Source organism: Streptomyces sp. BA2 (assembly GCF_009769735.1).
GTDB lineage: Bacteria > Actinomycetota > Actinomycetes > Streptomycetales > Streptomycetaceae > Streptomyces.
Genome location: NZ_WSRO01000002.1, coordinates 2,841,089 through 2,865,508, shown reverse-complemented (window position 1 = coordinate 2,865,508; position 24,420 = coordinate 2,841,089). Strand labels below are relative to the sequence as shown.

The following is a 24,420-nucleotide window of genomic DNA, read 5'->3' as shown; positions in this document are numbered from 1 at the left end:
TTATGCGCACACTCCTCGTCACCGGCCCCGGCGGCTCCGGCCGAACCACTGTCGCCGCGGCCACGGCGCTGTCCGCCGCCCGCGAGGGACGCCGGGCCCTGCTGATCACGGCCGACCGGGTCGACACCGGCGAAGAGCAAGGCCTCACCGTCCAGCGGCTCACCCCCGGCGAGGAGTTCCGGGACGACCTCCTGGCCCTGCAGAACCGTGCCGCCTCCGCGCTGGACCTGCTCGGCGCCGGACGCCTCGAAGGCGAGGAGCTCACGCCCCTGCCCGGCAGCGACGAACTGGCCCTGCTGCGCGCCCTGCGCGACGCGGGTCAGGCCGCGTACGACACCGTGGTGGTGGACCTGCCCCCGGCGCCCCGCGCCCTCTCGCTCCTCGCGCTCCCCGAGCAGCTGCGCCGCTACCTCCGCAGGCTGCTGCCCCCCGAGCGGCAGGCGGCCCGCGCCCTGCGGCCCATGCTCGGCCGCATCGCGGGCGTCCCGATGCCCGCCTCCTGGCTGTACGAGACCGCGGACCGCTGGGACACCGAACTCGCCGCCGCGCAGGCCGTGATCGAGGACCCGCGAACGACGGTCCGCCTGGTCGCCGAGCCAGGACCCGCCGGCGCCGACGCCGTGCGCGCCGCCGCCACCGGCCTCGCGCTGCAGGGCCTGCGCACCGACGCCGTGCACGCCAACCGCGTCCTGCCCGACGACACCCCCGACACCTGGCTCGCCGAGCTCATCGCCCAGCAGCGCAAGACGCTGGCCGAGTGGGAAGAGACGTACGGCGACGGCCTTCTCCCGCTCCCGCACCTGGGCCGCGATGCCCGCGGCGCCGACGACCTGGCCGCCCTCGGCGTGCCCGCTCCCGCCGCGGCCCCGGAGGCCGTGCGGTGGCCCGTCGTCGACGCCCTCGCCGACGACGGCGTACTGATCTGGCACATCCCTCTCCCCGGCGCCGTACGCGAGGAGCTCGGTCTGATCCGGCGCGGGGACGAACTCGTCGTCACCGCGGGACCCTTCCGGCGCATGGTGACCCTGCCGTCCGCCCTGCGCCGCTGCACCGTCGAGGGGGCCGGGCTGCGCGAGGGCGAGCTGCGGGTGCGGTTCGCGCCGGACCCCGATCTGTGGCCGCGGACACGGTGAACGGGCTACCGCCGTTCGGGTAACGTCGAGAGTACGAATCCATAGACCGTCCTCCGCGGGAGTCTGTCCGTCATGAGCGATGCCAGCGAGCGCGAAGTGCCCGAACCCGAAGCGGCCAGCGCCGACGCCGACGCGTGGGCGAAGGCGTGCGCCGAGGACCTCGCGGCGGAGAAGGCCCGGCGCCGTGCCCAGTACGGGCCGCCGCCCGGCTCGGCCGGCGAGGAGCTGCGCAAGCTCGTCGACGCCGTGTCGGAGAAGCTGTCCGGACTTCAGACGCCGTTGCTCGGCGCGGTCGCCCAGGGCGCCGTCGAGCAGACCGTCCGGCAGGTCGTCCAGCAGGCGAAGGCCGCCGTCGAACCGGTCATCGAGCGCAACCCCGACGTCTTCGACCACCTCGCCGCCGCCGGGGGCGAACTGCTCGCCGCGTACCGCTCCGCGGTCGAGGGCCAGGAGGGCCGCTGGACCCGCGGGAGCGACGCGGCGAAGGGTCCCGACCCGCGGGACGAGGGCCCTGGTCCCGCGGAACACATCGACCTGGACTGACTACCCCTCGGGTACGGTTGCCCATAGCGGGGCTCGACCGAAACTGAGGGACACATGGGACTCACCATCGGCGTCGATATCGGCGGCACGAAGATCGCGGCCGGAGTGGTCGACGAAGAGGGCACCATTCTCGACACCCACAAGGTGCCCACGCCGCCGACCGCCGAAGGCATCGTGGACGCGATCTGTGCCGCCGTGTCCGGGGCCGGCAAGGGGAACGACGTGGAGGCCGTCGGCATCGGCGCCGCCGGTTACGTGGACGACAAGCGCGCCACCGTTCTCTTCGCACCGAACATCGACTGGCGCCACGAGCCGCTCAAGGACAAGGTCGAGCAGCGGGTCGGCCTTCCGGTCGTCGTGGAGAACGACGCGAACGCCGCGGCCTGGGGCGAGTACCGCTTCGGCGCGGGCGCGGGCCACGAGGACGTCATCGTCATCACGCTGGGCACGGGCCTCGGCGGCGGCATCATCATCGGCAACAAGCTGCGGCGCGGACGCTTCGGCGTGGCCGCCGAGTTCGGGCACATCCGGGTCGTGCCGGACGGGCTCCTGTGCGGCTGCGGAAGCCAGGGCTGCTGGGAGCAGTACGCGTCGGGGCGCGCCCTCGTCCGGTACGGACGACAGCGGGCCAATGCCACGCCGGAGGCCGCGGAGCTGCTCCTCGGCCTGGGCGACGGCACCGTCGAGGGCATCGAGGGCAAGCACATCAGCGAGGCGGCCCGGCAGGGTGACCCCGTCGCCGTCGACTCCTACCGCGAGCTGGCCCGCTGGGTCGGCGCGGGCCTGGCCGACCTGGCCTCGCTCTTCGACCCCTCCGCGTTCATCGTGGGCGGCGGCCTCTCCGACGAGGGCGAACTGGTGCTCGACCCGATCCGCAAGTCTTTCCGCCGGTGGCTCATCGGCGGGCAGTGGCGTCCGCATGCGCAAGTGCTTGCAGCTCAGCTGGGTAATAAGGCGGGGCTCGTGGGCGCCGCTGACCTGGCTCGGCAGGGCTGAGTCGCTGCTGATCCCGCGTTTCGTACGAGGCCCGCTGTCCCCTTCCGGGGGCGGCGGGTTTCGTCGTGACGGCACCCCGCAGCGCGTATCTTGATCTCCATGGTGACGCTGCCCAACTCCCGGACCGAAGACGACGGTTCAGCCGTGGTCCGGGTGCTCAGTTACAACATCCGGTCCATGCGGGACGACACCGACGCGCTGGCGCGGGTCATCGCCGCCTGCGCGCCCGACCTCGTACTCGTCCAGGAAGCGCCCCGGTTCTTCCGGTGGCGCAAGAAGCTGGCGCGGCTCGCCCGCGCCGCCGATCTGGTGATGCTCTCGGGCGGCGCCACCGCGTCCGGGCCCGCGCTGCTCTGCTCGCTGCGGGCCACCGTCGAGCGGACCGAGGACGTGCTCCTTCCGCTGACGCCGGGACTGCACCGGCGCGGCTTCGCCACCGCCGTCGTGCGGTTCGGCGGCGCCCGGCTCGGCGTCCTGAGCTGCCATCTGAGCCTGCAGACCGACGAGCGGTACGAACAGGGCGGGATGCTGCTCGACCGTCTTGCCGGGATGGGCGTGGAGCACGCCGTCGCGGGCGGTGACCTCAACGAAAGGCCCAAGGGCCGTACGTTCCGCAGGATCGCCTCGGAGCTGCGGGACTGCTGGGCGACCGCGCCCTGGGGCGGCGAGAACACCTCGACGCCGGGCGACCCGCATCAGCGCATCGACGCCGTCTTCACCACGCCGGGGGTCGAAGTGCTCGGCTGCGGCGTGCCGTTGGAGCTCGACGGGGTCAGCGAGGCGGATCTGCGGGCGGCCACCGACCACCTGCCGGTGCTCGCCGCCCTCAGGATTCCCGCCACCCAGGGCGCCTAGCCCCTTCAGACCACCGCGCCGCGGCCCGGGTCGTCCTCCTCGTCGTCGTCACCCTTCATCCGCGCCACCAGCGTGCCGAAGCCGCCGAGGAAGCCGCCGATGCTGAGCGTCGTCAGCCACCACGTCATCTGCCAGCCGAGCAGCACCGCGAGCAGGAGCAGCAGCGGGCCGCCGAGCACGGCGAGCCAGGCGAACTTCGCCGTGACGTCCGCGGCGGGCAGCGGCGGCGGCTCCGGCGGGACGAAGTGGCCCTCGTCGTCCGCGCCCAGGTCGTCGTCCGACGCCTCGGGGGCGTCGTAGTCACGCGGGCCGCTGCCGACGCCGGGGGCGAAGGAGACGGAGCCGCCGAGCGGCTTCTTGGACCCGGAGTCGTCCGGGTTCTCGGGGGCCGTGGGGTTCTTCACGCTCGTGTCGCCCGAGCCGGGCTTCTCGTTCGTCTCCGGTTCGAGCAGCGCCAGGTCCTCGATGGACTTGAACGGCTTGGCACCCGGCGGGTCCGCCGGCTCCTGGCCGTACCCCGCGACGATCGCCTGCCAGGCCGCGTCCTCGTCGAGCGGCAGGCCCTGGCCCTCGGAGGGCTCCTGGCGCTTCTCGGGCTCGCGGCTCTCGTCGCCGTCGGGTTCGATTCGGTCCTGCTCAGCCACCGGTGGCCGTCCCTTCCTTACCGACACTGGGGGCGAGCCGGCCGATGAACGCGTAGCTCTCCTCGAAGATCCGGTCCGCATCGTGGTCCAACGTCGCGACGTGGTAGCTCTGTTCCAGGATGGTCTCGGTGACGTCCGCGGACGACACCCGGCTGAGGATCCTGGCCGAGTCGGCCGGCGGCACCACATGGTCCTGAGGGCTGTGCAGCACCAGCAACGGCTGTGTCACCTGCGGCAGTTCACGGTCGAGCCGCTGGAAGAACCGGCGCAACGAGTGGGCGGCGTGCAGCGGCACCCGGTCGTACGCGAGTTCCTTCGAGCCCTCCAGGGCGATGTCGCTGGCGATGCCCGGCGTCGTGGGCACCAGATGCCGGGCGAACGGCAGGGCGTACGCGGCCAGGCCGTGCACCTTGTTCGCCGGGTTCACCAGGACCAGGCCACGCACCTCGTCGCCGTGCTTCGAGGCGAGCCGCAGGGCCAGCGCGCCGCCCATGGAGAGGCCGAAGACGAAGACATCCGTGCACCGCTCGAGGAGCCCGCGCAGCTCGCGCTCCACCTCCGCGTACCAGTCCTGCCAGCCGGTGACCTGGAGGTCCTCCCAGCGCGTGCCGTGCCCGGGAAGCAGCGGGAGCGAGACGGTCAGGCCCTGCCCCGCGAGGTACTCCGCCCAGGGGCGCAGGGACTGCGGGGATCCGGTGAAGCCGTGACAGAGGAGGACGCCGACCTCGCCGCCCTCGTGGCGGTACGGCTCGGCTCCGGGGAGGACCGGCACTTCGGTCTCCTTCGTGAGATGTGGCTGCGGGGTGGGAGTACTTCACCGTACGCGACCGGACTGACACCGACCAGGGCCGTCGGGCCCTTTGGGCCTACTGCGGGTTAAGGTCTGATCCACACATAACAGGAGGCACACGGTTTGATCTACGGCGCAATGAAGGTCGCCATCGGAGGGCCGCTGAAGCTCGGCTTCAGGCCCTGGGTGGAAGGCCTTGAGAACGTACCCGCCGATGGACCGGCCATCCTGGCGAGCAACCATCTCTCCTTCTCGGACTCCTTCTTCCTGCCCGCGGTCATCGACCGCAAGGTCACCTTCATCGCGAAGGCGGAGTACTTCACGTCTCCGGGCGTGAAGGGCAAGCTCACGGCCGCCTTCTTCAAGGGCGTGGGCCAGCTGCCCGTGGACCGCTCCGGCGGCCGCGGCGCGGGCGAGGCGGCCATCAAGAGCGGCATCGAGGTCCTGGAGCGCGGCGAGCTCTTCGGCATCTACCCGGAAGGCACGCGTTCGCCCGACGGGAGGCTCTACCGTGGCAAGCCCGGCGGCCTCGCGCGCGTGGCCCTCGCCACCGGGGCGCCCGTGCTCCCCGTGGCGATGATCGACACGGAGAAGATCCAGCCGCCGGGCAAGGTGGTGCCGAAGCTGATGCGGCCCGGCATCAAGATCGGCAAGCCGCTCGACTTCAGCCGGTACCACGGCATGGAGCACGACCGGTTCGTCCTGCGGGCGGTCACCGACGAGGTCATGTACGAGATCATGAAGCTGTCCGGCCAGGAGTACGTCGACGAGTACGCGACGGCCGCCAAGCGCCGGCTCTCGGACGCGGCGAAGGCCGAGAAGGAAGCGGAGAAGAAGGCGGAGAAGGCGGCCGCGGCGGCCGAGAAGGAACGGTCCGGCGCGTAATCGCGTCGCTGTGAAGGGGAGCCGGGTGCGGGGGGAACGGCCGGGCGACCCAAGGGGGTGGGGGACATGACCAAGCGCGTTCGCGTCATGAGGATGTCGGTGGAGCAGCCGCTGTGGCGTGCCCTGACCGGCTACCGCGTACTGACGATGCTGTACGCGATCGGCCTCTTCGTGGCGGCGCACCAGAAGTTCGACCGCCCCTGGGTGGCCATCGGGTACTACGTGGTGCTCGCGGGATGGACCATCGGCACGCTGCCGAAGGTCGCGAACGCGGCCAGCTGCACCAAGCGGTTCCTGATCGCCGACCTGACCATCGCGCTGGTCGGCATCCTGCTCACGCCGGTCGCCGACTCGCACCAGCGGATCGTCCACGACGGCCCGACGCTGCCGTCGATATGGACGGCGGGCGCGGTGCTCGCCTTCGCGATCAAGGGTGGTTGGCGGTGGGCGGCGTTCGCCTCGGCGCTCGTCGGCGCCGCCAACATCGCGCAGCGCGGCAGGCCCACCCAGGACACGCTCCACAACGTCCTGCTCGTGTGCATCGCCTCCATCGCCATCGGATACGTCGTCGAGGTGGCCCGCGCCTCCGAGCGCACCCTCGCCCGCGCCCTGGAGATCGAGGCCGCGACCCGCGAGCGGGAGCGCCTGGCGCGCGACATCCACGACAGCGTGCTCCAGGTCCTCGCGATGGTGCAGCGGCGCGGCAGCGCGATCGGCGGCGAGGCGGCGGAGCTCGGCAGGATGGCGGGCGAGCAGGAGGTCGCACTGCGCACGCTGGTGGCGGGCGGCCTGGTCAGGACGTCGCACGAGTCGGAGGACGCCTCGATGGGGGCCGTCGTCCGCGCGGTGGAGGAGCCGGACGGCGACGCCGACGACGGAGACATCTGTGACCTGAGGTCCCTGCTCTTCCCGTACGCGGGCGCCCGGGTGACCGTCTCGGAGCCGGGCGCTCCGGTCACCCTCGAGTCGAAGGCCGCGCGGGAACTGGCCGCCGCGGTCGGCGCCGCCCTGGACAACGTCCACCGGCACGCGGGCCCGGACGCCGCGGCCTGGATCCTGGTCGAGGACGAGCCGGACGCCGTGATCGTGACGGTGCGGGACGACGGCCCCGGCATCCCCGAGGGCCGTCTCGCCGAGGCCGAGGGCGAGGGGCGGCTCGGTGTCGCCCTGTCGATCAGGGGCCGGCTGCGGGACATCGGCGGCACGGCGGAGCTGATCTCGGTGCCGGGCCAGGGCACGGAAGTAGAACTGAGAGTCCCACGGGGGAAGGCAGGAAAGGAACGATGAACGAGCAGCGACTGCGGGGTGCCGACGGCGGCACGGACCCGGTCAAGGTCATGGTCGTCGACGACCACCCGATGTGGCGGGACGCGGTCGCCCGCGACCTCGCCGAGGCAGGGTTCGACGTGGTCGCCACGGCGGGCGACGGCGACCAGGCCGTGCGCCGCGCACAGGCCGCCGCACCCGACGTCCTCGTACTCGACCTGAACCTGCCCCTGAAGCCGGGCGTCCAGGTCTGCAAGGAACTCGTCGGCGCCAACCCCGCCCTGCGCGTCCTCGTCCTCTCGGCGAGCGGCGAGCACGCGGATGTCCTGGAGGCGGTCAAGTCCGGCGCCACCGGCTATCTCCTGAAGTCGGCCTCCACCGCCGAGCTGACCGACGCGGTGCGCCGCACGGCCGTCGGCGACACGGTCTTCACCCCGGGCCTCGCGGGCCTCGTCCTCGGCGAGTACCGCCGTCTGGCGTCCGATCCGGCGCCCGGCGCCCCGGACGAGCCGAAGGCACCGCAGCTGACCGACCGCGAGACCGAGGTGCTGCGTCTTGTCGCCAAGGGGCTGAGCTACAAGCAGATCGCCGAGCGCCTGGTCATCTCGCACCGCACCGTGCAGAACCACGTGCAGAACACCCTGGGCAAGCTCCAGCTCCACAACCGCGTGGAGCTCGTGCGGTACGCGATCGAGCGGGGTCTCGACGACGCGTGAGCCCTCGGGCAGCCCCTCGGCCGACCCCTCATAAGGGTGAACTCGCGTGATCAACTCCCCTGTACCGGCCAGGAATTGACCATACGGACCGTCCCTGAGTGACCTGTATCACCATTAGCGTGGCTCGCATACAGGTCACTGAGGCGAAGGGACGTTTCCATGGCGGCCAAGAAAATCGGAGTACTGACCGGAGGCGGCGACTGCCCCGGGCTCAACGCCGTCATCCGGGGCATCGTCCGCAAGGGCGTGCAGGAGTACGGCTATGACTTCGTCGGCTTCCGGGACGGCTGGCGCGGTCCGCTTGAGGGCGACACCGTCCCGCTCGACATCCCGGCCGTGCGGGGCATCCTGCCCCGGGGCGGCACCATCCTCGGCTCCTCGCGCACCAACCCGCTCAAGGCGGAGAACGGCATCCGCCGGATCAAGGAGAACCTCGCCAAGTACGAGGTCGAGTCCCTCATCGCCATCGGTGGCGAGGACACCCTCGGCGTCGCCGCGCGGCTCACCGACGAGTACGGCATCAATGTCGTCGGCGTACCCAAGACCATCGACAACGACCTCTCCGCCACGGACTACACCTTCGGCTTCGACACCGCGGTGGGCATCGCTACCGAGGCGATCGACCGGCTGCACACGACCGCCGAGTCGCACATGCGGGTCCTGGTGGTCGAGGTCATGGGGCGGCACGCGGGCTGGATCGCGCTGCACTCCGGGCTCGCCGGGGGCGCGAACGTCATCCTCATCCCCGAGCAGCGCTTCGACGTGGAGCAGGTGTGTGCCTGGGTGACCTCGCGGTTCAAGGCGTCGTACGCGCCGATCGTCGTCGTCGCTGAAGGGGCCATGCCCAAGGACGGCGAGATGGTCCTCAAGGACGGGACGCAGGACTCCTTCGGGCATGTGCGGCTCTCGGGTGTGGGGGAGTGGCTGGCCAAGGAGATCGAGGGGCGGACCGGCAAGGAGGCAAGGACCACCGTCCTCGGGCACGTCCAGCGCGGCGGGACGCCCAGCGCCTTCGACCGCTGGCTGGCCACGCGCTTCGGGCTGCACGCGATCGAGGCCGTGCGGGACGGCGACTTCGGGAAGATGGTCGCGCTGCAGGGGACGGACATCGTGCGGGTTCCTATCGCGGAGGCGACGGCCCGTCTGAAGACGGTGGACCCGGCGCTGTACCAGGAGGTCGGGGTCTTCTTCGGCTGAGCTGAGCGCCCCGAAGGGGCGCGGGGCTGTGACATTTGCGGCTCCGCCGCGTGGGCGCGACCAGCCCCCACAACCCGCAGAAGAACCACGACAGGACGGCTCCCGGCCGGCTCACGCTCCCGGGTGCCGTCCCACCGGGCGGTACATACACTCGGCGCATGGAGATCCTGGCGTTCGGCGTGCAGGCCGATGAGAAGCCGCTGATCGAGAAGGCCTTCGAGGCGCACCACGACGTCCGCTGTCTGGACGTCTTCCTCACCGAGGACACCGCCCCCATCGCCGCCGGCTACGAGATCGTCTCCACCAGCGTCAACGCCGATCTCGGCAACCGTGTCCTGCAGACCCTCGCGGCGGGCGGGACGCAGATGATCGCCCAGCGTTCCACCGGGTTCAACAACATCGATCTCCTGGTCGCCGAGCGCCTCGGCTTCACCATCGCCCGCGTCTCGTACTACTCGCCGTACTCCGTCGCGGAGTTCGCCTGGACCCTCGCGATGGCCGTCAACCGCCGCATCGTCCGCGCCAGCAACCGAACCCGCGACTTCGACTTCAGGCTCGACGGACTCATGGGCCGGGATCTGCGGGGCCGCACGGTCGGCGTGCTCGGCACCGGGAAGATCGGCGAGGCGTTCACCCGCATCGCGCACGGCTTCGGGATGAAGCTGCTCGGCTGGGACGTCGCCCAGAACCCCGCGTGCGTCGAACTCGGCATGAAGTACGTCCCGAAGGACGAGCTCTTCGCGGAGGCCGACCTGATCAGCCTGCACGTCCCGCTGCTCCCCGCGACGCAGCACATCATCGGCGCCGACGCGCTGCGGATGATGAAGGACGACGCGATCCTGGTGAACTCCAGCCGCGGCGGCCTGATCGACACCGATGCCCTGGTCTCGGAGCTGCGGATGGGGCGCTTCGCGGGCGTCGGGCTCGACGTGTACGAGGCGGAGGCCGGACTCTTCTTCCTCGACAAGTCGCTGGAAGCCATCGAGGACGACACCCTGGCCCGCCTGGTGACGTTCCCGAACGTCGTGGTCACCTCGCACCAGGCGTACTACACCGTGGACGCGGTCGGCCAGATCATCGACACCACGGTGCAGAACGTCCTGGACTACAAGGAGGGCCGCCGCAGCGAGAACGTGCTGGTCCCGGCGGCCCCCGCCTCCTAGCCCGGTCCTAGACCAGTACGCCGGACAGCAGCTCCCGCACGATCGCCGTCCCACGCAGCGAGAGCACCGACTCCGGGTGGAACTGGACGCCCGCGAAACCGGGACCCCGCAGCGCGTGCACCTCTCCCGTGGCCGTGTCCCTGCTGACCTCGATACCGTGCGCGGCCAGTTCCAGCGCCGTCTCCTCGTCGCAGTGGGCCACGAAGCTGTTGTAGAAGCCGACCGTCTCCGGCCGCCCGAACAGGTCGATGCGCGTCTGGGCGCCCTGGTACGGGACCTCCTTGCGGACGATCTCCAGGCCCAGTTCGGCGGCCAGGAGCTCATGGCCGAGGCAGACACCGAGGACGCCGTGGCGGTGGCCGCTGATCACCTCGGCGGTCAGCGAGCGCAGGAAGGTCATCTTCGGGTCGGCGGGGTCCGACGGGTCGCCGGGGCCGGGCCCCAGGACCAGTGGGCCCTCGTGGGCGAGCGCCGCTTCCCGCAGGCCCGGCTCGTCGTAGCGGCGTACGGAGACGGTGAGGCCCGATGAGCGCAGCAGATGCGCCAGCATCGCCGTGAACGTGTCCTCGCCGTCGATCACCAGCGCGTGCCCGGTCAGTTCAGCCATCTGTTCCTGCATCCGCAGCCAGAACGGCGCGAGCCCGGCCCGTCGGCTGTCCAGGGCTGCCCGCACCCGCGGATCGTCGGCCAGAGCAGGGCGTACGTGTTCGTCGCGGGGGCGCCCTGGCCGCACCCCGAGGGCGGCGAGGACGCCCGCCGCCTTCGCGTGCGTCTCGGCCACCTCGCCCGCCGGGTCCGAGCCCCGCACCAGCGTCGCGCCGACCGGGACCCGCAGCTTTCCGTCGGCGGAGATGTCGGCGGTGCGGATCAGGATGGGGGAGTCGAGGGTCTGGGCGCCGCCCGCGTCGCGGCCGATGAGGGCCAGGGCGCCCGCGTAGTAGCCGCGCCCGCCCGCCTCGTGGCGCTCGATGACGCGGCAGGCGTTCTGCACGGGCGAGCCCGTGACGGTCGCCGCGAACATCGTCTCCTTCAGGACCTCCCGCACGTCCAGCGAGGACTTGCCCCGCAACTCGTACTCGGTGTGCGCGAGATGGGCCATCTCCTTGAGCCTCGGCCCGACGACGACACCGCCCATGTCGCCGACGGTGCACATCATCTTGAGCTCCTCGTCGACGACCATCGACAGCTCCTCGGTCTCCTTGCCGTCGGCGAGGAAGCCGAGCAGATCGTCCGCCGTGGGCCCTTCGGCCGGGTAGCGGTAGGTCCCGCTGATCGGGTTCATCACGACCGTCCCGCCGGACATCCGCACATGCACCTCGGGGCTCGCCCCGACGAGCGTCCGGTCGCCGGTGTGCACGACGTACGTCCAGTAGGCGCCACGCTCGCCCACGAGCAGCCTGCGGAAGAGGGCCAGGGCGTCCGCCCTGGAGAAGCCGGGGATCTCGCCCTCGTACGTACGCCGGATGACGAAGTTCGCGCCCTCGCCGCGCCCGATCTCCTCGCGCAGCACCCGTCCGACGATCTCTCCGTACGCGGTGTCGTCGACGTCGAAGGCCCCGCCCTCGACGCGCACGTCATGGGTGGGCAGCGTCGACAGGGCTTCGGCGAGCGGGAGTTCGTACGTCTCGTCGGGGGTCAGGACCGCGAGCGGCGTGCCGTCGTCGCGTACGTCGAATCCGCGCTCTCTGATCTGCCGGAAGGGGATCAGGGCGAGGCCCTGGTCGGGGATGTCGGCGAGCCGGTCGTACGTGCCGACGGCGCCGATCAGGACCTCGACCGTGTCGTGGTCGTGGCCGGGCGTGCGGCGGCGGAGCACGGCGAACGGACGGTCGTCCGTCAGCAGTCCCGCGAGCTGGTTCGGGATGTCCATCGGGTCTTGTTCCTTCTCACTCGGAGAGGAACGGCCCGGCCCGGAGAACCTGCTCCGGAAAACACTGAAGGCCGCCCCTCGGGCGGCCTTCGCGAGTCTCGATACGCGCAGAATCAGTGGGCCGCCGGATGAGCGGGCCACCACCAGTTACGAATCGTCTGCGCGTGCATGTTCCGCACCCTAGCGCATCATCAGGACGTCCAGGGCCTCGTCCAGATACGCGTCGAACTCGTCGGATGCGGGCAGCGCCGACGGCGCCGCGTGCCCGAGCTGCGCGTGCCCCAGATAGACCGTGTACGCGAGCAGCCCGCGGCGCCGTGCCTCAGGTTCGGGGAAGCCGAGCCCGGCGAAGAGCCCGGCGACGTACGCCACCCGGCGCTCGGTCACGCGGCGCAGGACCTCGGCGACCTGGGGGTGTGACGCGGTCGCGAGGAGGGCGACCTCCAGGGGGTCGGAGGTGGCCGACGCGATGGCCTCGCCGAAGAGGAGGCGGATGCGCCGCCGGGGGTCGGGCTCGGCCTCGACCTCCTCGATCATCTCCTCGGTGTTGGTCTCCGCCCAGCGGTTCAGGGCGGCCTCGATGAGCGCGGCACGGTTGGCGAAGTGCCAGTAGAAGCTCCCCTTGGTGGTGCCGAGGCGGACGGCCAGGGGTTCCACGGCGACGGCGGCGATACCGCCCTCGCCGATCGCGGTGAGGGCGGCGTCCGCCCAGTCCTGAGCGGTGAGGCGGGGCTTCGCCGCGGGCTTCTTCTGCTGCCGTTGCACCATGGCCATACGGTACCGTATGGTCGACCATACGCCAGCGTATGGAGGTGCGCGATGAGCACGGTACTCAACGAACACGAGCGCGTGATCGAGGCTCCGGCGGAGGTCGTCGGCGCCCTGCTGGACCGGCTCTCCGCCGATGACGACCCGATCTTCCCGACACCGGCCTGGGCGGCGATGACCTTCGACCGCCCGCTCGGCGTGGGCGCGACCGGCGGCCACGGCCCGGTCCACTACAGCGTCACGGAGTACGAGCCGGGGCGCCGCGTGCGCTTCGCCTTCACGCCGCCGGACAACGGCTTCCACGAGCTGACCGTCGAGCCGATGGGGGAGGGGCGCTGCCGCGTCCGCCACGTCCTGGAGACCGAACTGCTCGGCAGGAACCGGCTGTTGTGGCCCGTCGTCGTCCGGCCCCTGCACGACACGATCATCGAAGAGGTCTTCGACAACATCGAGCGCGCAGCCGCGGGCGGCTGCGCACGCCCCGTCCGGTGGTCGCCCAGGGTGCGGCTCTGCAACCGGCTCATGTGGAGCCGCCCCGAGACCGTCGGCACTCCGGAGGCCGCCCGCCTGATCCGCACCGCCGTCGACCGCCCGGACTACGAGGACGCGTACCGCATGGAACTGCTCCCCGGGCAGCCGCGCGACCCGGAGGCCTGGACCGGCATCCTGCGCGACGCCTTCCCCGTGATCGCCCGTGAGGGCGGGGAACTGCTCCTGGAGGTGGAGGCCGCGGGCCTGACCGCCCGTGCCTCGATCCTGGTCGACGGCCGCCACGTCACGCTCAGCACCGCGGTGCGGGCCGACGCCCTGCGCAGCCGGGCCTACTGGAGCGTGGTCAAGCGCGTCCACCCCTTCATGGCCCGCATGATGATGCGCCGCACGCACCGCGAGCTCGCCCTGGCGACGCCGCACGCGGGCGAGCGGGATCTGGAGCGCCGGCGCTCGGCTGTGTCGGGTCCGTCTCACTTGGTGAGCGGGTGAATGGACGGCGGACATCACCCCGTAATGTTGTGGGGGTGACCGTGAACGCTAAGACCACCACTACCGGTGGCAACACCTGGCGAGACCTTCCCGCGGCGCAGCAGCCCGAGTACCCCGATGCCGAGGCTCTGCGCGATGTGATCGCGGACCTCGAGTCGTATCCGCCGCTCGTCTTCGCGGGCGAGTGCGACCAGCTGCGCGCCCGACTGGCCTCCGTCGCCAAGGGAGAGGCGTTCCTGCTTCAGGGCGGCGACTGCGCCGAGGCCTTCGACGCGGTGTCGGCCGACCACATCCGCAACAAGCTGAAGACGCTGCTCCAGATGGGCGCCGTCCTGACGTACGCGGCCTCCGTGCCCGTCGTGAAGGTCGGCCGCATCGCCGGCCAGTACTCGAAGCCACGCTCCAAGGGCACCGAGACCCGCGACGGCGTGACCCTGCCGACGTACCGCGGCGACTCGGTCAACGGCTTCGACTTCGACGAGAAGTCCCGCGTCCCGGACCCCGAGCGCCTGAAGCGGATGTACAACGCGTCCGCGTCGACGCTCAACCTCGTGCGCGCCTTCACGACCGGCGGTTACGCCGACCTGCGCCAGGTGCACGCCTGGAACCAGGACTTCGTGAAGTCGTCCCCGTCCGGCCAGCGGTACGAGCAACTGGCGCGCGAGATCGACAACGCGCTCAATTTCATGCGCGCCTGCGGGACGGACCCGGAGGAGTTCAAGACCGTCGAGTTCTACGCCTCGCACGAGGCGCTGCTCCTCGACTACGAGTCGGCCCTCACCCGCGTGGACTCGCGCACCGGGCGGCTCTACGACACCTCGGCCCACATGGTCTGGATCGGTGAGCGCACCCGTCAACTGGACGGCGCACACATCGAGTTCGCCTCCAAGGTGCGCAACCCCATCGGCATCAAGCTCGGCCCGACGACGACCCCGGAGGAGGCGCTGCAGTACATCGAGCGCCTCGACCCGGACCGCGAGCCCGGCCGGCTGACCTTCATCGTCCGCATGGGCGCCGACAAGGTCAGGGACAAGCTCCCGGACCTCGTCGAGAAGGTCACCGCCTCCGGCGCGACCGTCGCCTGGGTCACCGACCCGATGCACGGCAACACCTTCGAGGCGGCTTCCGGTCACAAGACCCGCCGCTTCGACGACGTGCTCGACGAGGTCAAGGGCTTCTTCGAGGTCCACAAGAGCCTGGGTACGCACCCGGGCGGCATCCACGTCGAGCTCACCGGTGACGACGTCACCGAGTGCGTGGGCGGCGGCGACGAGATCTTCGTCGACGACCTGCACCAGCGCTACGAGACGGCCTGCGACCCGCGCCTGAACCGCAGCCAGTCCCTGGACCTGGCGTTCCTGGTGGCGGAGATGTACCGCGACCAGTAGGTATTCCCGTAGGACGCGGCGGTGGGGCACGGATCCATGTGATCCGTGCCCCACCGGCGTATCGGGGCTTTTGTGGACCCGGGGGCGTGGGTAAGGTTAGGTTAGCCTCACCGATTAATCGGGACGGCGCCGCCGATAAATCCTGTCCGGGAGGTGAACCGCGTGTACGTCTGCAACTGCTTCGGGGTCACCGAGGCGCAGGTGAAGCAGCACGCGGCCGACGGTGCCTGCACACCCCGCCAGATAGCGTCCGCCAGCAAGGCGGGCACCGACTGCGGTTCGTGCGTACGGAGCATTCAGGCGCTCCTGGGCCGGGGCGCGTGCCCCCGCAGGGAGCTGGCCGACCAGGGCCAGCCCGTCCTCACCGGCTTGGACGCAGGCCCGGATACCGGCCTGGACACAGGCCTGGACGAGGCCGCCTAGCCCGCCTGGCCCGCGTCAGCTCTCCGGCTGCTCGATGAGCTGCGAGATGTACAGCGGCTCGCCCAGCTTCTCGACCAGTTCGAGCTGAGTGTCGAGGTAGTCGATGTGGTGCTCCTCGTCCTCCAGGATCGACTCGAAGATGTTCGCGGAAGTGATGTCTCCCTTGCCGCGCATCACCTCGATCCCGCGCTTGAGGCGGTCGATCGCCTCAGCCTCGATCTGCCGGTCGGCCTGGAACATCTCCGTGACGGTCTGACCCACGCGTACGTGGAAGAGCCGCTGGTAATTGGGCAGGCCGTCGAGGAAGAGAATCCGGTCGGTCAGGATCTCCGCGTGCTTCATCTCGTCGATCGACTCGGACCGGGTGTATTTGGCGAGCTTGGGCCAGCCGAAGTTCTCCTGCATCTTGGCGTGGAGAAAGTACTGGTTGATCGCCGTGAGCTCGGCGGTCAGCTGCTCGTTGAGAAACTCGATGACCTCGGGGTCGCCCTGCATCGCAGAGGCTCCTTCCACGTGGTAACTGGGCAGGTTCCGCGCATCCTTGCACCGGTGCGAGAGACCGTCCAGTAAGTGCACGCTTAGTAGGAGTTGCCCCAATCGGCGTCCGGGCGGCCTCTGTCGGCGGCCTCCTGGTCACGTCCACCTACCCGGGTCTGTCAGGATGGACACATGGGTCAGTCGGCGGATCGCGCATCTCGGGAAGCAGTGGAGCCGGAGCTCCCACCGGGGCAGCGACTGCAGAGGGGCTGGCCGGTCACCCACTACGGCCCGGTGCCGAAGTTCCGCCCGGAGCGCTGGGAGTTCAGGGTCTTCGGGGCCACCGCCGACGGGGCCAAGCACTGCTGGACGCACGAGGAGTTCTCGGCTCTTCCGTACGCCACCGTGGTCGGCGATCTGCACTGCGTCACGAAGTTCAGCATGCTCGGCGCCGAATGGGGCGGTGTGCCCGCGCGAGCGCTGCTCGAGATCGCCCCGCCCGCGCCCGACGCCACCCATGTGATGGTCTGGGCCGAGTACGGCTTCAGCTCCAATCTGCGCATGGCCGACTTCATGGACGAGCGCACGCTTTTCGCCACCCACAAAGGGGGCGAGCTGCTGACCGCGGAGCACGGATTCCCGCTGCGGCTCGTGGTGCCCCACCTGTACGCCTGGAAGGGCCCCAAGTGGGTCCGCGGCGTCGAGTACATGACCGCCGACCGCCGCGGCTTCTGGGAGGAGCGCGGCTATCACAACGTCGGCGACCCCTGGACCGAGCAGCGCTACTCGTACCAGGAAGAGCCCGGGGACGGCCCCGAGCTCTGATCTCCTGGCGGCTGTGGTCAGTGGTGGTAGCTGTGCTCAGTGGTGGTACTGGTGCACCACGGCGTGGCCCTTGCCGCGGCCGATCATCCACTTGTTGACCGGGACCGTGATCACGAACGCGGCGGCCAGCGCGATGGCGAGGATCCACCAGAACATCGGGTCCGAGAGGTGGGCGTCCATGGCTCCCGGCCAGAACGCGATCACGCCGTTGTCGATCAGCTCCATCACCGCGATGGACAGGGTGTCCGCGGCGAGCGCGACCCGGAACGCCGTCCTGAAATCGACGCCCGCCTTGAGGATGCCGCGCAGGGTCAGGGCGTATCCGAAGAAGAAGGCCAGGGTGATCGCGAGGATCATCGTCTGCACGTTGCCCCAGCCGAGTGCGGTACCGATGATCATGCCGAGGACCTCGCCGATGGCACAGCCGGTGAGGCAGTGCAGGGTCGCCTGGGCCGCCGTGCGCCAGCTGACCTTGCCCATGCCGTGATGCCCTTCGTGGCCGTGGTGCGCGTGCTCGGCGTGCGTCCCGTGGCCTTCATGAGTGTCGTGACCGTGCTGCATGAGAAGCCCCCAACGTCGGATGACGGTTTCTGTCGCTCGACAAGAACCGTATACCCCTAGGGGGTATTCCTCAAGGGATCTCTGGGTCTCTAGCTGCTCCTGAGCTCCTTCAGCCGCGCCACGTCCGCCGCGTGCCCCTCCTTGCCGCCGGGCGTCTCGATGATCAGGGGTACGTTCTCGGTCGCGGCGTGGGCCATCAGCTCGCGGAAGGGCTCCTCGCCGATGTGGCCGGTGCCGATGTTCTCGTGGCGGTCCTTGTGGGCGCCGACCACGTCCTTGGAGTCGTTGGCGTGCACCAGCTTCAGGCGCCCCTCGCCGACGGTGTCGACAAGGAGGTCCAGCGTCTGCTTCATGCCGCCGGGACCGGCAAGATCGTGGCCCGCCGCGAAGATGTGGCAGGTGTCCAGGCAGACGCCCAGCTTCGGGTGGGCGTCGAGTGCGTCGAAGTACGGCCCGAAGTCCCACGTGCGGGAGCAGAGCGAGAAGCCCTGGCCTGCGGTCGACTCCAGGAGGAGGAACGGGTCGTCGTCGTGCGTCAGCTCGTCGAGCAGCGGCAGCATCCGGTCGCGCACCTGCTTCAGCGCGACGGCGCGGTCCCGGCCGCCGGTCGCGGAGCCGGTGTGCACGACGACCCCGAGCGCGCCGATCTCACGGCCCCGGCGCAGCGAGTGGCGCAGGGACTCCACGGACTTCTCGACGGTCGCCTCGGTGTGCGAGCCGAAGTTGATGAGGTAGGGCGCGTGGACGTACGCGGGAATCCCCTCGGCGGCACAGGCCGCGCGGAACTCCTCGTCCTGCTTCGGGTTGCCGGGCGGCGTGGCCCAGCCCCGCGGATTGGCCACGAAGACCTGGACGGCCTCGGCGCCCAGGTCGCGGGCGTACGAGAGTCCGACGGAGGCGAGGCCGCCGGCCACGGGGACGTGGCCGCCGACGGGGTTGCGGGACGAGGCGACGCGGGGCGGGGTGCTGGGGGACTTGTTGCTGCTCACGCGCTCAAGGGTGGCACGTGAGCGCGAAGGGTTCGCCGGCGGATCCCGGTCGGCCGGGCCCCGCAGGGGCGCGGGGAACTGCGCGACCAGCCACAGACGTCCCGCAGATCGGAACATGCAGGCCGCCCCCGCACGTCCGCGGGCCCGCGCCGGAGGCCCGGGACGTATGCCACAGGCCCCCGGCCAAGATCAGCGGATCTCGATGGTGATGCTGGACCCCTTGGCGGCCTCTTCGCCGCCCTCCACCGACTGGCCCTTCACCGTGTCCCCGAAGATGCCGAGCAGGCCGCGGTCCTCGTCCACCTCGAACCCGGCGTCCTCGAGCTTCTGCGTGGCGTCGTCGACGCTCATGCCCTCCACGTCCGGGACCTCGATCATCTCCGGGCCCTTGGACAGCGTCAGCGTGACCGTGTCGCCCTCGGCGAGCCGCTTCGCGTCCTCCCTCGGGGACTGGTCGACGACCGTGCCCTTGTCCTCCTCGGAGTGGACCCGCTTCGTGGCGATCTTCACCTTGAGGCCCAGGTCCTCGAGCTCGGCGGTCGCGTCGGCCTGGGAATCGCCCGTCACGTCCGGGACGTCGACCTCGGGGCCCTTGCTGACGACCATCGTGATGGCGGAGCCCGCCTTGCGCTTGGTGCCCGTCCTGGGGTCCGTGCTGATCACGGAGCCCTTGCGCACCTCGTCGCTGAAGGCCTTCGTCGTCATCCCGGGAGCGAGCCCGGCGTCCTTGAGCTTGTTCTTCGCCTCGGCCAGCGGGCTGCCCTTGAGGCTCGGGACCTTCACGATCTCGGGGCCCATCGAGACGGTCAGCGTCACCCGGCCGTTGTCGCGGATGCGCTCGCCCGCCTTGGGACGGGTGGCCATGACCGTGCCGCGCTTGTCGGTGTCGCTGTACGCGCGCTTGACGTCTTCGACCTCGAGCCCGGCTTCACCGAGGCGCTTCTTGGCCGCCGACTCGGTCTTCGCAAGGAGCGGCGGGACCTTCGTGAACTGGCCTGAGTTGATGTACCAGACACCGGCACCGAGGCCAAGGGCGAGGAGGACGGCGGCGACCACCGCGAGCACGCGGCCGCGCGGGTTGGCGCGCCTGCGGTCGGGGGCGGCCGGTGGAGCGGGCGGCGGCGTCGCCAGGACGCTCGTGCGGTTGAGCTGGTCCTGCCGGTGCTGCTGGTCCTCGTCGCCGTCCGTGGGGAGCGGCAGCTGCACGGACCGCCCCGCGCGCGGGATCACGCTCGTACGGTCGTCCGAGTTGTCGTGGTGTCCGTGCTCCGTCGTGTGCGCCTGCGGCGGCACCGCGTCCAGCTGCTCCACGGAGAGCGCGGCGCGCGCCGCCCTGGCCTGCCCGAGGAGCGCCACCGCGTCGTGCGGGCGGACGTCGGGCGTGCGGGCGGTGGCGGAGGCCACCAGGTCGTCGAGCTCGACGGCGAGCCCCGGGACGGCCGCCGAAGGGGGCGGCACGTCCTCGTGGAGGTGTTGGTAGAGCACCTGGGCGGGCGACTCGCCGGAGTGCGGCTTGGCGCCGGTCAGCATTTCGTAGAGCACGACGCCGCACGCGTACACGTCCACGCGCGTGTCGGCCGTGCCGTGCTCTATCTGCTCGGGAGCGAGATAGGAGACGGTGCCGAGGACCGTGCCGGTCGTGTTCGTGACGGTGTCCACCGCGCGCACGAGCCCGAAGTCGGCGACCTTGACCCGGCCGTCGTCCCCTATGAGGACGTTCTCCGGCTTCATGTCGCGGTGCACGAAGCCGGCGCGGTGCGCGGCGCCGAGCGCGGCGAGGACCGGCTCCAGGATGTCGAGGGCCGCGCGCGGCTGCAGGGCGCCGCGCTCGCGGAGCACGTCACGCAGGGTGCAGCCCGCGATGTACTCCATCGCGAGATAGACGTACGCACCGTCGGCGCCCTGGTCGTACACCCCCACCACGTTCGGGTGCGCGAGCCGGGCGACCGACTTCGCCTCGCGGATGAAGCGGTCGACGAAGGAGACGTCGGCGGCCAGCGTCGGGTGCATCACCTTGAGCGCGAGCACGCGGTCGAGGCGGGTGTCCACGGCCCGGTAGACCGTGGCCATCCCGCCGACCGCGATCCGCTCGTCCACGCGATAGCGGCCGTCGAGCACCTGCCCGACGAGCGGGTCCTGAAGGGTCGTGTCCACGCAGGGAGTCTACGAGCCACCGCTGACACGGTCGCCCGCCCGGGTTGGCTCGGGCCCCGACTGCAGCCGAGCTGTAACAGGCGTGCGACGCTCAGAACGCGGGCCGCTCCGGATCGAGCCGGGCCATGCCCTCCGCAGGCGACGACGCCTCGGCGAAGTGCCGCCGGGGAATGCGCCCGGCCCGGTACGCGAGCCGCCCCGCCTCGACCCCGTGCCGCATGCCCTCGGCCATCAGGACCGGCTCCTGCGCCCGCGTCACGGCGGAGGCGAGCATCACACCCGCGCACCCCAGCTCCATGGCGAGCGCCGCGTCGGACGCCGTCCCCGCCCCCGCGTCCAGGATCACCGGCACGCCCGCGCGTTCGACGATCAGCTGGAAGTTGTGCGGGTTGCGGATGCCGAGCCCGGAGCCGATGGGGGAGCCGAGCGGCATGATCGCCGCGCAGCCCACGTCCTCCAGCTTCCGGGCGAGGACCGGGTCGTCGTTCGTGTACGGGAGGACCGTGAAACCGTCGTCGACCAGGGTCTCGGCGGCGTCGATCAGCTCGATCGGGTCGGGCAGCAGCGTGCGCTCGTCCGCGATGACCTCCAGCTTGACCAGGTCGGTGCCGAGCGCCTCCCGCGCGAGCCGGGCGGTCAGGACGGCCTCGCCCGCGGTGAAGCAGCCCGCCGTGTTCGGCAGGACGCGGATGCCGAGCCGGTCGAGGACGGAGAGCACCGAGCCCTGCACTCCGGGGTCCAGGCGGCGCATCGCGACCGTCGTCAGCTCCGTACCGGAGGCGACTAGGGAACGTTCGAGGACGTCCAGGCTCGGCGCACCGCCCGTACCCATGATCAGGCGCGAGGAGAGGGTGAGCCCGCCGATGACGAAGGGGTCGTCTGCCATGTCGGATCAGCCTCCCTGGACTGCGGTGAGGACCTCGACGCGGTCCCCGTCGGTCAGCGGTGTGGTGGACCACCGCGCGCGCGGGACCACGGTTTCGTTGAGTGCGGCGGCGACTCCGGAAGGGGCCGCGGTGAGGGTGGCGACGAGGGCTTCGAGCGTGGTGCCCGCGGCCACGTCGCGTGCTTCTCCGTTCACGGAGACGGCGGTAACGGCTGGGAGAGTCATGCGGGCTGCTCCATGAAGCGCTGCGTAAGGGGGGTGCGGGCGAAGCGCAGAGGGGTGAACCCCCGCGCCTCGTCGGGCAGTTCACCGGTGGTCAGGGCGTGCGCCATCACGTCACCGGTGACCGGCGTCAGGAGAACGCCGTTGCGGAAGTGCCCGGTGGCCAGCTGGAGGCCGGGGAGCGCGGTCGGGCCGAGCATCGGCGCGTTGTCGGGGGAGCCGGGGCGCAGGCCCGCGCGGGTCTCCGTCAGCGGCAGTTCCGTGATGCCCGGTACGAGCTCGTGGGCGTCCCGAAGGAGCTCGTACACGCCGCCGGCCGTGACCGTCGTGTCCCAGCCGAGCTCCTCACTGGTCGCGCCGACGACGAGCTCGCCGTTCTCGCGCGGCACCAGGTAGACGTCGCTGCCGCGCACGACGGCGCGCACGGTGCGGCTCAGGAACGGCGCGTACCGCTCCGGCACCGTGAGCCGAAGGACCTGCCCCTTCACGGGGCGCACGGGCGGCAGAACGCCCTCCGGGACCCCGGCGATGCGCCCGCTGAGGCTGCCCGCGGCGAGCACGGTCTGACCGGCCTCCAGCGCGGTGCCGTCGGCGAGGACGACCCCGGTGGCCCGGTTGCCCGCGGCCGAGAGGCGCTCCGCCCACGCGTGGTGGAAGATCACGCCCGCGCGCTCGCAGGCCACGAGGAGTGCCGCGGAGAGCCTGCGCGGGTCGATCTGGTGATCGCCGTCGACCCGAAGGCCGCCCCGGACGCCCGGCGCGAGCATCGGCTCCAGGCGGCGGCACTCGCGCCCGCTCAGCCACTCCGACGCGAGTCCCGACTGCTGCTGAAGGGTGTGCAGCTCCCGCAGGTGGGCGCGGTCGTCGGAGTCGAGCGCGACGGCGAGCGTGCCGCACGCGCGGTAGCCGAGATCGCGGCCGCTCGCCTCCGTCAGCTCGGCCGCGAAGTCGGGATAGCGCTGTGCGGAGGCCACATTCAGGGCGAGCAGCGTCTGCTCCCCGTAGTGCAGCTCGGTGACGGCGGCCAGCATGCCCGCGGCGACCTGCGCCGCGCCGCCGCCGGGCTCGGGGTCCACGACCGCCACGGACAGGCCGCGCTGGGCCGCCCGCCAGGCCGTGACCAGGCCGATGATGCCGCCCCCGACGACAAGGACGTCGGTCGTCCGCGTCGTCTCGTGGGGTGGTGTATGTGGATGCATGGGTGTCCAGCCCCTCCCTTCGCCGGCATGACCCGGATCAGGTTCGTACGGTCGGAGGCCGTCCAGCCTCCCTCTCAGCCCGGTGCGTCCGGGCTCCCGCGAGTGCTCTGCACGGCAACCCTAGCCGTTGGCGCCCCGGGATAGGTAGGGCAGCTGTGCGGTCATGGGCAGTGACGGTGTGTCAGAGATCTCCTCGCCGCGCCCTCAGGCGCGCATCACCCGCCGCCCTACAGTGATCGGGTGAGTGAGCAGCGGAGGCAGGAAGAGCGCAGGGTCGTCATCGCGGGCGCCGGGATGGCCGGGGTGCAGACCGCCGTGGCCCTGCGCGAGCAGGGGTTCGCCGGTGCGGTCACCCTGATCGGCGCGGAGCCCCACCAGCCGTACGACAGGCCGCCGTTGTCCAAGGCCGTCCTGCTCGGCAAGGCGGAGGGCTCCGCCTTCGACATCGACTTCGAGGCGCTCGGCATCGAGCTGAGCCTGGGCCACGAGGTCACGGGCGTCCGCCCCGCGGACCACGAACTGGACACGGAGCGGGGCCCGGTTCCGTACGACGCCCTCGTCATCGCCACCGGCGCCGAGCCGATCCGGCTGCCCGGCGCGGCCGGAGTCCCCGGCGTCCATCTGCTGCGCACCCTCGACGACGCCGAGCGGCTGCGGCCCGTGCTCGCCGAGCAGCACCGCATCGTGGTCGTCGGCGCGGGCTGGATCGGCGCCGAGTTCGCGACCGCCGCGCGCGAGGCGGGCTGCTCGGTCACCGTCGTCGAGGCCGCCGAGCGGCCGCTCGCCGGTGCGCTGCCCGCGGAGGTCGCGGCGCCCATGACGGGCTGGTACGCCGACTCCGGAGCCGAACTGCGCACCCACGCGCGCGTGGACCGCGTCGAGCCCGGCAGCGTCCTCCTTGCCGACGGCACCCGGCTGGCCGCGGACGCGGTCGTCGTCGGCATCGGAGCCCGCCCCGCCACGGGCTGGCTCGCGGACTCCGGCATCACCCTGGGCGCCCACCGGGAGATCGTCGCCGACGACCACCTGCGGACGTCGGAACCCGATGTGTACGCGGTCGGAGACTGCTCCTCCTTCCCTTCGGGAAGGTATGGCGAGCGCCTTCTCGTCCACCACTGGGACAACGCCCTCCAGGGCCCGCGCACGGTGGCGGCCAACATCATCGGCGAGGCCCCCGCCGCGTACGACCCCGTCCCGTACTTCTGGTCCGAGCAGTTCGGCCGCTTCGTCCAGTACGCGGGACACCACGCCTCCGCCGACGAGCTGGTGTGGCGCGGCGACCCCGCGGGCGCTGCCTGGACCGTGTGCTGGCTGCGCCGGGGCGCCCTGGTGGCCGTCCTCGCGGTGGGCCGCCCCAGGGACCTGGCGCAGGGCCGCAAGCTGATCGTGGCGGGCGCCCACCTGTCGGCCGAGCTGGCGTCGGACCCCGCAGTGCCCCTGAAGAAGGCCGTACTGCCCTGACCGAGGGCCGCTGCCCGGCCGCTGTCGG

At 71.3% G+C, this 24,420-nt stretch carries 26 protein-coding genes and 1 riboswitch; of the genes, 14 read left to right on the top strand and 12 right to left on the bottom strand.

Going from position 1 to position 24,420, the window contains the following annotated elements; translation table 11 throughout:
• Positions 1-2 precede the first annotated feature (2 nt).
• The 4 genes from E5671_RS15615 (at position 3) to E5671_RS15600 (ending at position 3,527) form a co-directional block, all read left to right on the top strand.
• On the top strand, positions 3-1,133 hold the full coding sequence (locus E5671_RS15615; RefSeq protein ID WP_160504579.1) for an ArsA family ATPase: 1,131 nt from the start codon (positions 3-5) through the stop codon (positions 1,131-1,133).
• A 72-nt stretch (positions 1,134-1,205) separates the two neighbouring features.
• On the top strand, positions 1,206-1,676 hold the full coding sequence (locus E5671_RS15610) for a DUF5304 domain-containing protein (protein WP_160504578.1): 471 nt from the start codon (positions 1,206-1,208) through the stop codon (positions 1,674-1,676).
• A 54-nt stretch (positions 1,677-1,730) separates the two neighbouring features.
• The gene (locus tag E5671_RS15605) at positions 1,731-2,672 is read left to right on the top strand and encodes an ROK family glucokinase (RefSeq protein WP_160504577.1); all 942 of its coding nucleotides are present in this window, start codon (positions 1,731-1,733) and stop codon (positions 2,670-2,672) included.
• A 99-nt stretch (positions 2,673-2,771) separates the two neighbouring features.
• Complete coding sequence (locus tag E5671_RS15600) at positions 2,772-3,527, top strand: endonuclease/exonuclease/phosphatase family protein (protein WP_160504576.1); 756 nt, start codon at positions 2,772-2,774, stop codon at positions 3,525-3,527.
• A gap of 5 nt (positions 3,528-3,532) precedes the next feature.
• Here the strand turns inward: E5671_RS15600 and E5671_RS15595 are convergent, their stop codons facing one another.
• Together E5671_RS15595 and E5671_RS15590 are read right to left on the bottom strand one after the other, a co-directional pair.
• Positions 3,533-4,171 (bottom strand): hypothetical protein, encoded by a 639-nt coding sequence (locus E5671_RS15595; protein ID WP_160504575.1) that lies wholly within the window; start codon positions 4,169-4,171, stop codon positions 3,533-3,535.
• Positions 4,164-4,943, bottom strand: a complete 780-nt coding sequence (locus tag E5671_RS15590) for an alpha/beta fold hydrolase (RefSeq protein WP_160504574.1) — start codon at positions 4,941-4,943, stop codon at positions 4,164-4,166. The genes E5671_RS15595 and E5671_RS15590 overlap by 8 nt, the downstream gene beginning before the upstream one ends.
• Positions 4,944-5,099: 156 nt before the next feature.
• Here E5671_RS15590 and E5671_RS15585 point away from each other — a divergent pair, with 156 nt between their 5' ends.
• From E5671_RS15585 to E5671_RS15565, 5 genes are all read left to right on the top strand, one after another.
• Positions 5,100-5,846 (top strand): lysophospholipid acyltransferase family protein, encoded by a 747-nt coding sequence (locus tag E5671_RS15585; protein ID WP_160510208.1) that lies wholly within the window; start codon positions 5,100-5,102, stop codon positions 5,844-5,846.
• Positions 5,847-5,912: 66 nt separating this feature from the next.
• Positions 5,913-7,133 (top strand): MacS family sensor histidine kinase, encoded by a 1,221-nt coding sequence (gene macS, locus E5671_RS15580; protein WP_160504573.1) that lies wholly within the window; start codon positions 5,913-5,915, stop codon positions 7,131-7,133.
• Positions 7,130-7,828: a response regulator gene (locus E5671_RS15575; RefSeq protein ID WP_160504572.1), complete on the top strand. Its 699-nt coding sequence runs from the start codon at positions 7,130-7,132 to the stop codon at positions 7,826-7,828. The genes macS and E5671_RS15575 overlap by 4 nt, the downstream gene beginning before the upstream one ends.
• A 159-nt stretch (positions 7,829-7,987) precedes the next feature.
• Positions 7,988-9,025 carry a 6-phosphofructokinase gene (locus tag E5671_RS15570; RefSeq protein ID WP_160504571.1) on the top strand — a complete coding sequence of 346 codons (1,038 nt, stop codon included), beginning with the start codon at positions 7,988-7,990 and terminating at the stop codon, positions 9,023-9,025.
• A 158-nt stretch (positions 9,026-9,183) separates the two neighbouring features.
• Positions 9,184-10,188: a 2-hydroxyacid dehydrogenase gene (locus tag E5671_RS15565; RefSeq protein WP_160504570.1), complete on the top strand. Its 1,005-nt coding sequence runs from the start codon at positions 9,184-9,186 to the stop codon at positions 10,186-10,188.
• A 7-nt stretch (positions 10,189-10,195) separates the two neighbouring features.
• Here E5671_RS15565 and E5671_RS15560 read toward each other — a convergent pair whose 3' ends face one another.
• From E5671_RS15560 to E5671_RS15550, 3 genes are all read right to left on the bottom strand, one after another.
• Positions 10,196-12,058, bottom strand: coding sequence for an anthranilate synthase family protein (locus E5671_RS15560; protein WP_160504569.1), 1,863 nt, complete (start codon positions 12,056-12,058; stop codon positions 10,196-10,198).
• Between the two features lie 113 nt (positions 12,059-12,171).
• Positions 12,172-12,228: a trp operon leader peptide gene (locus E5671_RS47765; protein WP_160510207.1), complete on the bottom strand. Its 57-nt coding sequence runs from the start codon at positions 12,226-12,228 to the stop codon at positions 12,172-12,174.
• A 10-nt stretch (positions 12,229-12,238) separates the two neighbouring features.
• The gene (locus E5671_RS15550) at positions 12,239-12,832 is read right to left on the bottom strand and encodes a TetR/AcrR family transcriptional regulator (protein ID WP_202121131.1); all 594 of its coding nucleotides are present in this window, start codon (positions 12,830-12,832) and stop codon (positions 12,239-12,241) included.
• A 45-nt stretch (positions 12,833-12,877) separates the two neighbouring features.
• Here E5671_RS15550 and E5671_RS15545 point away from each other — a divergent pair, with 45 nt between their 5' ends.
• From E5671_RS15545 to E5671_RS46265, 3 genes are all read left to right on the top strand, one after another.
• On the top strand, positions 12,878-13,807 hold the full coding sequence (locus E5671_RS15545) for a DUF2867 domain-containing protein (RefSeq protein ID WP_160504567.1): 930 nt from the start codon (positions 12,878-12,880) through the stop codon (positions 13,805-13,807).
• 35 nt (positions 13,808-13,842) lie between these two features.
• The gene (locus E5671_RS15540) at positions 13,843-15,195 is read left to right on the top strand and encodes a class II 3-deoxy-7-phosphoheptulonate synthase (RefSeq protein ID WP_160504566.1); all 1,353 of its coding nucleotides are present in this window, start codon (positions 13,843-13,845) and stop codon (positions 15,193-15,195) included.
• 162 nt (positions 15,196-15,357) lie between these two features.
• On the top strand, positions 15,358-15,618 hold the full coding sequence (locus tag E5671_RS46265) for a (2Fe-2S)-binding protein (protein WP_443032624.1): 261 nt from the start codon (positions 15,358-15,360) through the stop codon (positions 15,616-15,618).
• A gap of 15 nt (positions 15,619-15,633) precedes the next feature.
• Here E5671_RS46265 and bfr read toward each other — a convergent pair whose 3' ends face one another.
• On the bottom strand, positions 15,634-16,113 hold the full coding sequence (gene bfr / locus E5671_RS15530) for a bacterioferritin (RefSeq protein WP_160504564.1): 480 nt from the start codon (positions 16,111-16,113) through the stop codon (positions 15,634-15,636).
• 174 nt (positions 16,114-16,287) lie between these two features.
• Between bfr and E5671_RS15525 the strand changes: the two genes are divergently transcribed.
• The gene (locus tag E5671_RS15525; RefSeq protein WP_160504563.1) at positions 16,288-16,920 is read left to right on the top strand and encodes a sulfite oxidase-like oxidoreductase; all 633 of its coding nucleotides are present in this window, start codon (positions 16,288-16,290) and stop codon (positions 16,918-16,920) included.
• Positions 16,921-16,956: 36 nt separating this feature from the next.
• On the opposite strand, the gene E5671_RS15520 is transcribed toward E5671_RS15525, so the two are convergent.
• From E5671_RS15520 to thiO, 6 genes are all read right to left on the bottom strand, one after another.
• Positions 16,957-17,481 carry a DUF4396 domain-containing protein gene (locus E5671_RS15520; protein ID WP_160504562.1) on the bottom strand — a complete coding sequence of 175 codons (525 nt, stop codon included), beginning with the start codon at positions 17,479-17,481 and terminating at the stop codon, positions 16,957-16,959.
• 89 nt (positions 17,482-17,570) lie between these two features.
• Positions 17,571-18,470 (bottom strand): deoxyribonuclease IV, encoded by a 900-nt coding sequence (locus E5671_RS15515; protein ID WP_160504561.1) that lies wholly within the window; start codon positions 18,468-18,470, stop codon positions 17,571-17,573.
• A 189-nt stretch (positions 18,471-18,659) separates the two neighbouring features.
• Positions 18,660-20,624 (bottom strand): Stk1 family PASTA domain-containing Ser/Thr kinase, encoded by a 1,965-nt coding sequence (pknB, locus tag E5671_RS15510; protein ID WP_160504560.1) that lies wholly within the window; start codon positions 20,622-20,624, stop codon positions 18,660-18,662.
• A 91-nt stretch (positions 20,625-20,715) separates the two neighbouring features.
• Positions 20,716-21,510: a thiazole synthase gene (locus E5671_RS15505; protein WP_160504559.1), complete on the bottom strand. Its 795-nt coding sequence runs from the start codon at positions 21,508-21,510 to the stop codon at positions 20,716-20,718.
• A 6-nt stretch (positions 21,511-21,516) separates the two neighbouring features.
• Positions 21,517-21,735 carry a sulfur carrier protein ThiS gene (gene thiS, locus E5671_RS15500; protein WP_160504558.1) on the bottom strand — a complete coding sequence of 73 codons (219 nt, stop codon included), beginning with the start codon at positions 21,733-21,735 and terminating at the stop codon, positions 21,517-21,519.
• Entirely contained in the window at positions 21,732-22,931 is a 1,200-nt protein-coding gene (gene thiO / locus E5671_RS15495; protein ID WP_160504557.1) for a glycine oxidase ThiO, read from the bottom strand. The genes thiS and thiO overlap by 4 nt, the downstream gene beginning before the upstream one ends.
• Positions 22,929-23,041: riboswitch (TPP riboswitch) on the bottom strand. (Overlaps the previous gene by 3 nt.)
• Positions 23,042-23,225: 184 nt before the next feature.
• Here thiO and E5671_RS15490 point away from each other — a divergent pair.
• On the top strand, positions 23,226-24,392 hold the full coding sequence (locus E5671_RS15490) for an NAD(P)/FAD-dependent oxidoreductase (RefSeq protein WP_202121953.1): 1,167 nt from the start codon (positions 23,226-23,228) through the stop codon (positions 24,390-24,392).
• Positions 24,393-24,420: the final 28 nt, after the last annotated feature.